The 14,094-nt window shown below is 32.5% G+C and carries 14 protein-coding genes; 12 read left to right on the plus strand and 2 right to left on the minus strand.

From position 1 onward, the window contains the following. Window positions 1-141 precede the first annotated feature (141 nt). From pgi to QWY99_RS19375, 4 genes are all read left to right on the plus strand, one after another. Window positions 142-1,785, plus strand: coding sequence for a glucose-6-phosphate isomerase (gene pgi, locus QWY99_RS19360; RefSeq protein WP_290267354.1), 1,644 nt, complete (start codon window positions 142-144; stop codon window positions 1,783-1,785). Between the two features lie 322 nt (window positions 1,786-2,107). Further along, window positions 2,108-4,948: a TonB-dependent receptor gene (locus QWY99_RS19365; protein ID WP_290267355.1), complete on the plus strand. Its 2,841-nt coding sequence runs from the start codon at window positions 2,108-2,110 to the stop codon at window positions 4,946-4,948. A gap of 104 nt (window positions 4,949-5,052) precedes the next feature. Next, window positions 5,053-5,475 carry a hypothetical protein gene (locus tag QWY99_RS19370; RefSeq protein WP_290267356.1) on the plus strand — a complete coding sequence of 141 codons (423 nt, stop codon included), beginning with the start codon at window positions 5,053-5,055 and terminating at the stop codon, window positions 5,473-5,475. A gap of 83 nt (window positions 5,476-5,558) precedes the next feature. Beyond that, entirely contained in the window at window positions 5,559-6,068 is a 510-nt protein-coding gene (locus QWY99_RS19375) for a septal ring lytic transglycosylase RlpA family protein (RefSeq protein ID WP_290267357.1), read from the plus strand. Here QWY99_RS19375 and QWY99_RS19380 read toward each other — a convergent pair. Further along, window positions 6,061-6,516 (minus strand): DinB family protein, encoded by a 456-nt coding sequence (locus QWY99_RS19380; protein ID WP_290267358.1) that lies wholly within the window; start codon window positions 6,514-6,516, stop codon window positions 6,061-6,063. The genes QWY99_RS19375 and QWY99_RS19380 overlap by 8 nt on opposite strands. A gap of 74 nt (window positions 6,517-6,590) precedes the next feature. Between QWY99_RS19380 and QWY99_RS19385 the strand changes: the two genes are divergently transcribed. The 5 genes from QWY99_RS19385 (at window position 6,591) to nadD (ending at window position 9,699) form a co-directional block, all read left to right on the plus strand. Then, the gene (locus QWY99_RS19385) at window positions 6,591-6,944 is read left to right on the plus strand and encodes an arsenate reductase family protein (protein WP_290267359.1); all 354 of its coding nucleotides are present in this window, start codon (window positions 6,591-6,593) and stop codon (window positions 6,942-6,944) included. A 57-nt stretch (window positions 6,945-7,001) separates the two neighbouring features. Next, window positions 7,002-7,862, plus strand: a complete 861-nt coding sequence (locus tag QWY99_RS19390; RefSeq protein ID WP_290267360.1) for a YicC/YloC family endoribonuclease — start codon at window positions 7,002-7,004, stop codon at window positions 7,860-7,862. Between the two features lie 71 nt (window positions 7,863-7,933). Continuing rightward, entirely contained in the window at window positions 7,934-8,509 is a 576-nt protein-coding gene (gene gmk, locus QWY99_RS19395; RefSeq protein WP_290267361.1) for a guanylate kinase, read from the plus strand. A 66-nt stretch (window positions 8,510-8,575) separates the two neighbouring features. Beyond that, window positions 8,576-8,998: a DoxX family protein gene (locus QWY99_RS19400; protein WP_290267362.1), complete on the plus strand. Its 423-nt coding sequence runs from the start codon at window positions 8,576-8,578 to the stop codon at window positions 8,996-8,998. A gap of 119 nt (window positions 8,999-9,117) precedes the next feature. Beyond that, window positions 9,118-9,699 carry a nicotinate (nicotinamide) nucleotide adenylyltransferase gene (gene nadD / locus QWY99_RS19405; protein ID WP_290267363.1) on the plus strand — a complete coding sequence of 194 codons (582 nt, stop codon included), beginning with the start codon at window positions 9,118-9,120 and terminating at the stop codon, window positions 9,697-9,699. A gap of 5 nt (window positions 9,700-9,704) precedes the next feature. Here the strand turns inward: nadD and QWY99_RS19410 are convergent, their stop codons facing one another. Beyond that, complete coding sequence (locus QWY99_RS19410; RefSeq protein ID WP_290267364.1) at window positions 9,705-10,601, minus strand: LysR family transcriptional regulator; 897 nt, start codon at window positions 10,599-10,601, stop codon at window positions 9,705-9,707. Between the two features lie 87 nt (window positions 10,602-10,688). On the opposite strand from QWY99_RS19410, the gene QWY99_RS19415 reads away from it, so the two are divergent. From QWY99_RS19415 to QWY99_RS19425, 3 genes are all read left to right on the plus strand, one after another. Next, window positions 10,689-11,456, plus strand: a complete 768-nt coding sequence (locus QWY99_RS19415; protein WP_290267365.1) for a type 1 glutamine amidotransferase domain-containing protein — start codon at window positions 10,689-10,691, stop codon at window positions 11,454-11,456. 88 nt (window positions 11,457-11,544) lie between these two features. Continuing rightward, entirely contained in the window at window positions 11,545-12,702 is a 1,158-nt protein-coding gene (locus tag QWY99_RS19420; protein ID WP_290267366.1) for an iron-containing alcohol dehydrogenase, read from the plus strand. A 284-nt stretch (window positions 12,703-12,986) separates the two neighbouring features. Beyond that, the gene (locus tag QWY99_RS19425; RefSeq protein WP_290267367.1) at window positions 12,987-13,982 is read left to right on the plus strand and encodes an NAD(P)H-dependent glycerol-3-phosphate dehydrogenase; all 996 of its coding nucleotides are present in this window, start codon (window positions 12,987-12,989) and stop codon (window positions 13,980-13,982) included. The last annotated feature ends 112 nt before the right edge of the window (window positions 13,983-14,094 follow it).

A 14,094-nucleotide genomic window follows, 5' to 3' on the forward strand; every position in this document is an offset into this window, starting at 1 on the left:
AAAAATACAACTAAACTAAAAGGCTTCACCAATATACGTGAAGCCTTTTAATTTGTTATATAATTGTGAAGTGACAATCTATTAAAACTAATTTCAGTATTTTTGCTTACTAATAACCGAACTACAATTTTAAACATAAAAATGGCTTTAAATACAATAAACCCAACAGGGACCGAAGCGTGGAAAAAATTACAAAACCACTATAAAGACATCCAAGGAACTAGCATGCAAGAATTGTTTCAAGCAGACAATTCTAGAGCAGAGAAATTTAATTTAAAATGGAATGATTTTTTAATTGATTACTCTAAAAACAATATCAATCAAGAAACTATATCTCTATTACTTGAGCTAGCCGATACAATTGGTGTGAAAAACGCAATTAGTGATTATTTCAATGGTGAATTAATTAACCAGACCGAAAATAGAGCTGTGTTACATACTGCATTACGCGCCAAAGAATCGGCTGTAATAAAAGTAGATGGAGAAAATGTAATTCCTGAAGTTTATAGTGTTAAAAACAAAATAAAAACATTTACCCAAGAAGTAACTTCTGGTGCGCGAAAAGGATACACAGGAAAAGCTTTTACCGATATTGTAAACATTGGTATCGGCGGATCTGACTTAGGCCCTGTAATGGCCGTTGAAGCTTTACAGTATTACAAAAATCATTTAACAACTCATTTTGTCTCAAACGTAGATGGCGACCATGTTAATGAAGTAATCAAAAAATTAAACCCTGAGACGACATTATTTGTAATTGTTTCCAAAACCTTCACTACTCAAGAAACACTAATCAATTCTGAAACCATAAAAGAATGGTTTTTAAAATCGGCTAGTCAGGAAGACATTGCTAAACATTTCGTTGCTGTATCAACTAATATTGAAAAAGTTACTGAATTTGGAATTAACCCTGATAATGTTTTTCCAATGTGGGATTGGGTTGGAGGACGTTTCTCATTATGGAGTGCTGTTGGATTAAGTATTAGCTTAGCCGTTGGATTTGATAATTATGATGAATTATTGAATGGAGCTTACGAAATGGACGAACATTTTAAGTCGGCTGAATTTGACCAAAACATTCCAGTAATCCTAGCTTTACTAAGTGTTTGGTACAACAATTTCTTTGGAGCCGAAAGCGAAGCTTTGATTCCATATACACAATATCTACAAAAACTTGCTCCTTACTTGCAACAAGCAACAATGGAGAGCAATGGAAAAAGCGTTGGTCGTGACGGAAAACCTGTTAACTACCAAACTGGAACTATCATTTGGGGTGAACCAGGAACAAACTCACAACATGCTTTCTTCCAATTAATCCACCAAGGAACAAAAATAATTCCAACAGATTTTATCGGATACATTGAACCTTTATACGGAAATGAAGATCATCACAATAAATTGATGTCAAACTTCTTTGCGCAAACCGAAGCTTTAATGCACGGAAAAACCAAAGAACAGGTTCAAGCCGAATTTGACAAACAAGGTCTTCCAGCTGACAAAGCAGCATTCTTACTGCCATTTAAAGTATTTACTGGAAACAAACCAACAAATACAATACTGATTCAAAAGTTAACTCCAAAATCGTTAGGTTCATTAATAGCATTGTATGAGCACAAGATATTCATTCAAGGAATTATATGGAATATATTCAGTTTTGATCAATGGGGAGTAGAATTAGGCAAGCAATTAGCCAATTCTATACTTGAAGAAATCAACACAAAAACAGTAAAAAATCACGACAGCTCTACTTCTTTCTTACTAAACCATTTCTTAAAAAATAAGTAAACTTAAGAACCACATACCGCACAATAGATAAAAGCTTATTGATTCAATTGCAATCAATAAGCTTTTTCTTATAATACTAGTTTTCAGTATATTCAGTTCATGAAAATTTAACACTACGTCGCTTTTTATCATCAAAACACATTGCTATTTTAACAAAAAATCAACTCATAAATTCAAAAAAATGACAATTTTATTACTATAAATCAATAAAACCCCATTAATATTCAAGAGATTACGTAAAACATAATTTTCTTAACGTTTTGATAACATAATCCGATTAAAATGTTATAATTTTGCCAAAAACAATTAACTAAATAACACAATGAAGACAATGAAAAATTGGTTACTCACAGGACTATTGTTCATGATAGTTTCAACCGTATTTTCTCAAGGAAAAATCACCGGTACTATTACTGATGGTTCAAGTTCTTTACCAGGAGCAAATGCTGCTATTAAAGGATCAACCGATGCTAGTTCTAGCGATTTTGATGGAAAATTTACTATTACAACTTCAGTTGCATCTGGAGAAATAGTTATTTCTTACTTAGGTTACGATTCTAAAACGGTTAAATTCTCAGTTTCTAAAGGAGGAACAACTAATTTAGGTACTATCGTTTTAACATCAAACTCTAACCAATTAGACGAGATTGTTATCAAAAGCACAATTGTTGATATCGCTAAGGACAGAAAAACTCCTGTTGCCGTTTCTACAATTAAAGCTGCTGAAATTCAAGCAAAATTAGGAACTCAAGAATTTCCTGAGATTCTAAGAAACACACCTTCAGTATATGCTACAAAAGGTAGTGGTGGATACGGAGATTCAAGAATTAACATTCGTGGATTTGACCAAAAAAACATTGCTGTAATGGTAAATGGTATGCCAATCAACGACATGGAAGGTGGAACAGTTTACTGGAGCAACTGGGCTGGACTTGCTGATGTAACTTCTGCTATGCAAGTACAAAGAGGTTTAGGTTCATCTAAGCTTGCTGTTTCTTCTGTAGGAGGAACAATAAACATTGTAACTAAAGCTTCTGACATGAAAGAAGGTGGTTCATTCTCTTCTGGTTTTGGTAATGCAAATTATTTAAAATTACAAGGTTCTTACAATACTGGAAAATTAGAAAACGGACTTTCTGCTTCTGTTTTATTATCTCAAACTCGTGGAGATGGATACATCAACGGAACAGAATTTGAAGGTACTAATTACTATGTAGCTTTAGGATACGCTACAAAAAACAATAAACACGATTTTCAATTTACTGTAACTGGTGCGCCACAATGGCACAACCAAAGATCTTCAAACATATCAATTGAAACTTACCAAAAATACGGTACTGCTGAAAACCCAAACACAAGATATAATGCAGATGCAGGATATTTAAATGGGGAATCATATAATATCAGAAAAAACTACTACCATAAGCCTATTGCAGCTTTGAACTGGGATTACAAAATAAACGAAACTACCAAACTTTCTAGTGTACTTTACGCTTCTATGGGACGTGGTGCTGGAGCAGGTGCTTCAGGTGGAATTAGAGGAAAAGTTTACAGTGATGCTACTGCATTCAGAACTGCTAATGGATTAGTAGATTATGATAAAATTGTAGCTTACAACTCTGGTCAATCAGTATACATAAATGGTTTTACTGGATTACAAACTAGAAAACAAGTTACCACTCCTGATGGTCTTCGTTACCAAAATAATTTCTCTTCAGGATCTAACGCAAACACTCCTGCAGCTGCAAGCTCTGGAACTTCTGGAATCTCTCAAACTGCTTCTATCAACTCACATGACTGGTTTGGTGCTGTAATTAATTTAAATAAAAAATTAAGCAACACATTAACTTTAGATTTCGGAATTGATGCTAGAACTTACAAAGGATACCACTTTACTGTACTAAATGACTTATTAGGTGGAGATGAATTTTACGATACATCTATCAAAAGCTTACAACCAGGCGGAAGACACCTTACTACTACTTACGCAACAGACGTTCAATGGAACCCTTTCAAAAAGGTTGACTATGAGAAAATCTCATTTAACAGTACTGGAAACGTAAGATGGTACGGAGCTTTTACTCAACTTGAGTATTCTAAAGACAATTTAACAGCATTTATTCAAGGAGCTATATCTCAACAAGGATACAAAAGAGAAGACAACTTCGTTTACGATCCAGCTACACAACCTGAATTAGCTTCTACACCTTACAAAAACATACTAGGAGGTAACGTTAAAGGGGGTGCAAACTATAACATTAACGAAAAAAACAATGTATATGTAAATGCTGGTTATTACTCAAAACAACCGTTCTTTAACGCTGTTTACCCAAATAACAAATCTACATTAAACCCTAACCTTACTAACGAAAAAATCATTGGTTTTGAAGCAGGATACGGATTCCGTTCTCGTTATTTCAATGCTACTGTAAACGTTTACAATACAACTTGGAACGATAGATACTTAAAAGGTAGAGCTCTTCCAACATCTCCGGAATTCCCTTCAAATACAACTTACACAGAATACATTGGACTTGATGAAGTTCACTCAGGGATTGAATTTGAGGCAAACTCAAACATAACTGAAAAATTAAAAGTGAACGCAATGTTCTCTTACGGAATCTGGGAATACAAAGGAAACGCTACTGTAAATGCTTATTTACAAGCAGATAACACTCCAATCCCTGCATATACTGGACTTACAGTTTACATGGACAAAGTAAAAGTAGGAGATGCTGCACAAGTTACTGCTTCTTTAGGTGCATCTTATGAAGTTCTAACAAGAGTAACATTAGACGCTAACTACAACTTTAATGACAAATTGTACGCAGGAATTAGCCCTATTGATTTTTCTTCTCCAACAAACAAAGGAGCATTAGAATTACCTTCTTACGGAATACTAGATGCTGGTTTCTCTTACAAGATGCTACTAGGTAAAGACAAAGACAAATCAATGAACTTTAGATTAAACGTGAACAACGTTTTAGACAAATTGTATATTGCTGAATCTAGAACAAATACTTTTGCTAGTGATTTCGTTAACGGAAAAGATGGAAACACTTTTGCTCAAGCTGGAAAAACATTTGACGGCGTAGCAACAAGTAACCAAGTATACTTTGGTTTCGGAAGAACTTGGAACTTTACATTAAGTTATAACTTCTAATATTTAGAATCATAATAATTATCAAAAACGGCATTGGCTTTTAGCTTAATGCCGTTTTTTTTTGCCATATTTTTGTTTATATTTGTTAAAAAAACTTAAGTTCTATGTACGATTTTATACAAAAATTCCACTCTGGATGGGCATATATTGTCTTAATCCTTCTATTAGTTGCAGTTGTAAATGCCATCATCGGCTTTGCTTCAAAAAAAGAGTTCACACCTACAGATCGTAAGATTGGCCTTTTTACATTAATTGCCACTCATACACAATTACTAATTGGTTTGATTCTTTATTTTGTTTCACCACTAGGTAAAGCAGCTTTTGGGCAAATGTCAAACGCAGCACTTAGACTTACATCGTTAGAACATCCTTTAATTAACATTATAGCCATCATTTTGATAACTGTTGGATGGTCAAAACATAAAAATTTAATCACTAGCGAATCAAAATTTAAAACTTTTTCAATCTTTTACGGATTAGGATTAGTACTGATTTTAAGTAGATTGCCATGGAACTTATGGTTCTAAAAATACAGACAAAGCCCTAATTATAGGGCTTTTTTTAATTTCGGCATATTATTTGTGTAAGTTATCACCTTAAAAATAAATTTATGAGTAATAAAACATCAATCTTTATCTCTATCCTTATCATTACTTTCTTAAGTTGTGGTTTTTCATATATTACGAGTCAAACTAAACCAACTGAACCTAAGATAATACTAGATACCCTAAAAAATTCAAAAAACAAAACAGTTGCCTCCCCTACTAATAAAGAAAATGACTCTATAACTATAGACAAAAATTCCAAATTAAAATTATATAAAAAAACCGCCCACGCTTCTTATTATGCTGATCGTTTTAATGGTCGAAAAACCGCAAACGGAAGTCGTTTCAGCAACAATAAATATACTGCCGCTCACAAAAAACTTCCTTTTGGAACCAAAGTAAAAGTAACAAACGAAGCCAATGGAAAATTTGTAATTGTAGAAATTACAGACAGAGGACCATTTGTAAAAACACGCGAAATAGATTTATCCAAACGTGCTTTTATGGACATCGCTAAAAACAAAGGGGCTGGAGCAATGAAAGTAACTATTGAGACAATAGAAAAAATTAAATAAATTTTTGAATACTCATCATGATTCCAAAATGGAGTGCTTCATGATAGTTATTATAAATTATTGCATCTTCCGTGCTTTTAAAAGTAAAACCAAGGCTTGTCGTGAACTCATTATAGGTATTAAACACTTTTTCATTATAATCTGCTTCTGTTTTAATTATAGTTTCAAAAAGTAATGATTTAATTTCCTCAAGTTCTTTTTGTGATATATCGCCTTCAGGCTTGGTTCCTTTTCTATATTTCCCTACAAACTCATCCGAAACCATCATAGGCAAACCTGACAACTTATAAACCAGTATTTGCTGTGTGACAACAATATGCGCAATATTCCAAATTAGATTATTACTAAACCCTTCTGGAATTTTATTTAGTTGTTCTAAAGAATAATTATCTAAAAATTGTGATGTTAATTTTCTACTTGTTCGAATAATTTCAAATGTTTGATCCATGATTTTGTTTTTTTATAAAAATAGCCCTTTTAAATATTTAAAAGGGTTTTCTTTGTACTCTAAATTCCGACGCTATGAATAAAATATACTACCTCGCTTCTTGTGATACTTGTCGCAAAATAATAAAAGGACTACCTAAAGATAATGATTTGGTATTTCATGACATTAAGCAAAACCCAATTACCGAAACTGAACTAGAAGAAATGCACCGCCTTGCAGGTAGTTACGAAGCTTTGTTTAGCAAAAAAGCACAATTGTATAAATCAATGGATTTAAAAAACAAATCATTGACCGAAGCAGATTACAAAAAATACATATTAGAACATTACACTTTCTTGAGCCGCCCTGTCTTTATTATTGATGAAAAAATATACATTGGCAACACGCAACAAAATATCTTACAGGTAATGAGAGCTTTAACCAAATAAGCTACAACTGTATTACAGCAAATATTTCATTATCTTTGCCCCTTTATATCCAATTATATGATACAATCCATGACAGGGTTCGGTAAAGCTTCTTTGCAATTACCAACAAAAAAAATTACTGTAGAAGTAAAATCGTTAAACAGTAAAGGTTTAGACCTCAATGTTAGAATGCCTTCACTTTACAGAGAAATGGAGTTGGGCTTACGCAATCAGATTGCATTGAAACTGGAAAGAGGTAAGGTAGACTTTTCTATTTTTATCGAAAGCACTTCTGAGCAAACATCTACGAAAGTAAATGTTCCTATCGTGAGAATTTATATCAACCAATTAAAAGAAGTTTATCCTGAAGCTGACGAGACTGAATTGATGAAAATGGCTATTCGTATGCCTGACACATTAAAAACAGAAAGGGAAGAAATTGATGAAAATGATTGGGAGCAAATTCAAACTGTTATTGAAGAAGCATTACAAAACATCTTGACTTTCAGAAAAGACGAAGGTGAATCTCTTGAAAAAGAATTTCAATTGCGCATAGGCAATATCCGTCAATATATGACTGATGCTTTGGCATTAGATCCAGAACGTGTTCAAGCCATAAAAGACCGTTTGCAAACAGCTATTTCTGAGCTTAAGGTAAATGTTGATGAAAACCGTTTTGAACAAGAACTAATCTATTATCTTGAAAAATTAGATATAACTGAAGAAAAAGTACGCCTAACCAATCACCTTGACTATTTCTTAGAAACTATAAAAGGTACCGAAGCCAATGGTAGAAAATTAGGTTTTATTACTCAAGAAATGGGTCGTGAAATTAATACTATGGGATCAAAATCAAATCATGCACAAATGCAAAAATTGGTCGTGATGATGAAAGATGAACTAGAAAAAATTAAAGAACAGGTTTTAAATGTTTTATAAGAGCAATTCGCTTTAAACAAAAAACCAACTAAGCGCTTGAAGCATATTGCTTGAAGCCCAAAGCATAAACAATGAAAAAAGGAAAATTAATCGTATTCTCTGCACCTTCTGGTTCAGGAAAGACTACCATCGTTAGACATTTATTAAGCAAAGAAGATCTAAATTTAGAATTTTCTATCTCAGCAGCATCTCGTGATCCACGAGGAGAAGAGATCAATGGAACAGATTACTATTTCATTTCATTAGAACAGTTTAAAAAACATATCAAAGCTGAAGAATTCCTAGAATGGGAAGAAGTTTATCGTGATAATTTTTACGGAACTTTAAAAAGTGAAATCGAACGCATCTGGGCATTAGGAAAAAATGTAATTTTTGACATTGATGTTTCTGGAGGATTGCGTATCAAGCATAAGTTCCCAGAACAAACACTTGCCGTTTTTGTAAAACCACCTAGTATTGATGAATTAAAAATACGTTTGAAAAAACGCTCTACTGAAAGCGAAGACAAAATCAATATGCGTATTGCAAAAGCTTCTGTTGAATTAGCAACAGCTCCTCAATTTGACAAAATCATCAAAAATTACGATTTAGATACTGCCAAAGAGGAAGCTTATCAACTGGTAAAAGAATTCATTAATAAAGAATAAAGTTTCCCACACACCCCAAAGCTATATAGAAAAATTAATTTTAGAATTAAAACAGTACGAAACATTATGATTAAATTATTTCAAGTAAAAAGAAACGAAAATAACCTGAGTCTTATTATTCTTGTAATTCGATTATCAATTGCTACATTGATGATTCTTCATGGTTTACCAAAGTTAAATACACTTTTAGCAGGAGGAGAAATTCAATTTCCAGATCCTCTTGGAGTAGGAAGCACTTTCTCATTATGCCTTACTGTTTTTGCAGAAGTTGTTTGTTCCTTTTTTATTGCAATAGGATTAGGAACGCGATTTGCATCAATACCATTACTAATAACAATGTTAGTGGCTGTATTTGTTATTCATGGCGCTGATCCACTCGATGCAAAAGAGATGGGAATACTATACCTATTATTCTACCTACTTCTTCTTGTAACCGGAAGTGGTAAATTCTCTATAGATAGCCTTATTAGTAAAAAGAATCGTTTTTAAGCTTAACGGCTACTATTTCAGAACTTTTTTGAGAGTCATAAACAAGTTAACTACTCTATAACTTAAAGCATTATTGTAGTTAATTGCGATTTGATTTATCAAACAAAATAACCATTTTTATGAAAATTGGTCTTTATTTCGGAACTTTCAATCCCATTCATGTTGGGCATCTTATTATTGCCAATCACATGGCAGAACATGCCAATTTAGACCAGGTTTGGATGGTAGTAACGCCACATAACCCGCTTAAGAAGAAGAATACATTACTAGATGATTATCATCGCTTGCAAATGGTTCATTTGGCTACGGATAGTTTTGAAAAGTTAAAACCTTCGGATATTGAGTTTAAACTCTCTCAGCCAAATTATACGGTAAATACTCTAGTTCATTTACAAGAGAAATATCCAAATCATGAATTTTCTTTGATTATGGGTGAAGACAATTTAAAAACGCTTCATAAGTGGAAAAACTATGAAATAATCCTTCAAGATTATGACATTTATGTTTATCCAAGAATTTCTTCTGAAGTAGAAAACTTAGAACTAAAAAATCATCCTAAAATCCATTTAATCGATGCGCCTATTGTAGAAATATCTTCTACTTTTATTCGTAACAATATTAAAGAAGGAAAAAATGTTCAGCCCTTATTACCCGAAAAAGTTTGGGAATATATCGATCATAATAATTTCTATAAGAAGTAATAAAATCATTTTAAAACCTGCTTTAATTCAGTAGCAATAATTTCAAAAATAGAACCTAGATTATTGTTCTTTCCAGACAATAAAAAGACATCTATACTTGGCATTTCTTTGCTATCCCATAATAGCTTTAACTTATTTTCTTGAATTAATTCTTTAGCATTACAATTCCAAGTTATTCCAACTCCATCGTTTTTAGACAATACTCTCAACATTTCGCTTTCATTGGGAATTATATAATTAGGTACCATTGCTGGTCTTTTTTTATTAAAAACATGCAACCAAAACAATTTTATATGCGGAATCCGAGCATCGTGACTATACCATTTTTGCTCATTAAGCCAATGCTCTATATCCGAAGAATTTTTAGATTTTAATGCTAACTTAAATCCATTGTCCTCAAGTTGTGGAGAGGAGACCATAACCAATTTAATCTTTCCAACAATTTCAGAAATAGTATCAAACGTATCAAATTGTTTGGTAATGATTGCAAAATCAAGCTTTTTAGTGTCTACTAATTCGAAAAGCGTATCGCTATCATGGAAACTGAAATCTATAAATTCGAATTTTGAGATTAAAACACTCCCTAAACAAGCAAATAGATTTTTAGAAATCCCAACAGAGATTAATCGTTTGGCATCAGATGCTTTTGCACGAAATCCATTCTCGACATTTTCGAGTCGATCAAGCGCATCTATAATCAAATTATTAAGTAACTTAGCGTAATCCGTTGGTTCAACTCCTTTTGACTTTCTATTAAAGAGCTTGTAACCAACATGGGCTTCTAACATTGATATTTGCTGACTTACAGCTGGTTGACTTATAAAAAGTTCTTTCGCTGCCAAAGAAAAATTACCATTTTTATATACCGATTTAAACGTTCTGTACCATTCTAAATTGACCATGATATAAATATTTTTATCACAAACATAATTTATTTTATTTTTACTAATACCTAAATTGCTTTAATTTTGTCTGAAATTAAATATCTAATGAAAAAAATTGCTCTATTTGTTATTATCGCATTAACTATAAACAGTGTAAAAACTACAGCGCAAAAAGTAAATAAAAGAAATATGAAAAAAGTATTATTTGTTGTTACTAGCCATGATAAATTGGGTAACACGGGCGAAAAAACTGGATTTTGGACAGAAGAACTTGCTGCTCCTTATTATGCTCTTGCTGATAAAGGTGTAGAAATAACTATAGCCACACCTCTAGGGGGACAACCTCCGATTGATCCTAAAAGTGCTGACCCAGCATCGGCAACTGAAGACACTAAACGATTTGATGCTGATACCGTTTTATTAGAAAAATTAAAACATACTATTAAATTAACCGATGTAAATCCAGCAGATTATGATGCTGTTTTTTACCCAGGCGGTCATGGTCCTTTATGGGATTTAGCCGAAGATAAAAACTCAGCTAAATTAATTTCGGAATTTTACACTCAAAATAAACCCGTAAGCTTTGTTTGCCACGCTCCTGGCGTTCTTAAAGACGTGAAAGTAAATGGTGATTATTTAGTAAAAGGGAAAAAAGTAACTGGATTTTCTAATACAGAAGAAGAAGCTGTTGGCTTAACCAAAATAGTTCCATTCTTATTAGAAGATGTATTGCAAAAAAATGGAGCTATATTTTCTAAAGGTCCAGATTGGCAACCTTATGCTGTTGAAGATGGTTTATTAATTACTGGGCAAAATCCTGCATCATCAAAACTGGTTGCCGAAAAATTATTGCATAAATTAAATTCTAAATAAAGAGGTTAAGCTACTAAGGTTTATTGTCTTTTTTGAAAGACTTAGTACCTTAGAAGCTTAGTACCTCAGAACCTTAAACAAAAAAACTATGTTAAACTTTGAATTATACAATCCGACGAACTTAATTTTCGGAAAAGGACAAATAGAGAAACTAAAGGATCTTGTTCCTAAAGATGCCAAGATATTATTGGCTTATGGAGGTGGAAGCATCTTTAAGAATGGAATTCACGAACAAGTTATCAATACCTTAAAAGGTTTTGACATTGTTGAATTTGGTGGAATTGAACCAAATCCACATTTTGAAACTTTAATGAAAGCGGTTGCAGTTATTAAAGCAGAAAAAATAGATTTCATTTTAGCTGTTGGCGGTGGATCTGTAATTGATGGTGTGAAGTTTATTTCTGCTGCTGTTAATTTTGATGGAAATCCAATTGACATACTTCAAAAACGTTTGTTGATAAAAGAGAATGCTGTACCGTTTGGAACTGTTTTGACTTTACCTGCTACTGGAAGCGAAATGAATTCTGGTGCAGTAGTAACTATCGAAGCTACTCAAGAAAAATTAGCTTTTGGTGGAAGTGCTTTGTTTCCAAAATTTTCTATTTGTGATCCTACTGTAATTGCATCTTTACCAAAAAGACAATTACAAAATGGTGTAGTAGATGCTTATACGCACGTAATGGAGCAATACTTAACCTATCCGCATGAAGGCTATTTACAAGATCGAATTGCCGAAGGAATCTTGCAAACTTTAATAGAAATTGGCCCTAAGGTTGTTGAAAACCCAACTGATTATGCGCTGGCTTCAAACTTTATGTGGAGTTGTACTATGGCTTTAAACGGATTAATTCAAAAAGGAGTACCTAGCGATTGGGCTACGCATATGATTGGTCACGAATTAACAGCTTTATATGGCATTGACCATGCAAGAACACTTGCAATTGTTGGACCAAGCTTATACACTGTAATGTTTGAAACTAAAAAAGGTAAACTAGCCCAGTACGGAAGACGTATTTTTAACCTAACTGGTTCTGATGATGAAGTTGCAAAAGAAGCAATCAATCAAACAGTCGCTTTTTTCCATACAATGGGAATGGATACCAAACTGTCTCAATACACAAATGATTATGATAAAACAGCCGATTTTATAGTAAATCGTTTTGAAGAAAGAGGCTGGAAAGGCTTAGGCGAGAAACAACTTATTACCCTAGATAAGGTAAAATCAATTGTAGAAATGAGTTATTAATTTTCTGAATTAGGAATATAAATAAAATACAAAAGGCGTTCTTAAATTAAATAAGGACGCCTTTTCAAAATACTAAAACAAAACTAACTAACTCAATTGATTGTAAACTCATTTAACTAAAATTCTAATTCATAAAACACTATAACGTAAGTATCAACTACTTATTGTATTCGGGGTAAAAAAAACTAAATTTTAGTGTTTAATCCAAAATCAGCGCATTAATTCGGCTCTTTTTTGTGTTATTACTCCATTATTAAGTACTTTTGATGAAAATTTATAATATAATGAGCGAAAATTTAAAATTTGCAGTAATCGGTGGTGGAAGTTGGGCAACGGCCATTGCAAAAATGCTATGTGTAAATCTTCCTGAAATTTCGTGGTACATGCGTAATGACGCTGCTATCGAACACATTAATAAATACAAACACAACCCGAATTATTTAAGTTCGGTAGAATTTGATACTCAAAAACTAAAGCTTACCAATAATATAAATGAAGCAGTTGAATATGCTGATTATATTATTTTTGCAATTCCATCGGCTTTTTTACATGCTGAGTTAGAGAAACTAACTGTTTCGTTAGAAAATAAAATTATCTTCTCTGCTATTAAAGGAATTGTTCCTGAAACGAGTTTAATTGTTGGAGAGCATTTTCATATAAAATACGACATCCCTTATTATAATATTGGTGTTATTACTGGTCCTTGTCATGCAGAAGAAGTGGCTCTTGAAAGATTGTCTTATTTAACAATTGCATGTGGAGATTCTAATAAAGCTAGCGTTGTTGCTAAAAACCTATCAGGTAATTACATTAAAGCCAAAATTTCAGATGATATTATTGGTACTGAATATGCCGCTATGCTTAAAAACATTTATGCAATAGCTGCTGGAATTGCACATGGCTTAGGTTATGGTGACAATTTTCAATCGGTCATCATGAGTAATTCTATTCGTGAGATGAAAAAATTCATCAAAAAAGTGCATAAAATGAAACGTAACATTAATGACTCAGCTTATTTAGGTGATTTATTGGTTACTGGATATTCTGTTTTTTCAAGAAATAGAATGTTCGGAAATATGATTGGAAAAGGGCATACTGTAAAAAGTGCTATGATGGAAATGAGCATGGTTTCTGAAGGTTATTATGCAACCAAAAGTGCTTATAAACTAAACCAAGGATATGGTGCAAAAACACCAATTATAGATGCTGTATATAGCATTTTATATGAAGGCAAAGATGCTAAAGTCGTGTTTAAGAAATTAACTGATTTATTAGATTAAACTTTAAATTTTAATCCAAAATAATACAAGTCAGGTATACTATTTTATAGTGTACCTGATTTTTTTTGATTCTTAACATAGGTTTTTATGTCAATTTAAAAAAATTAACGGG

It is taken from the genome of Flavobacterium branchiarum (genome assembly GCF_030409845.1).
Taxonomy (GTDB): Bacteria; Bacteroidota; Bacteroidia; order Flavobacteriales; family Flavobacteriaceae; genus Flavobacterium; species Flavobacterium branchiarum.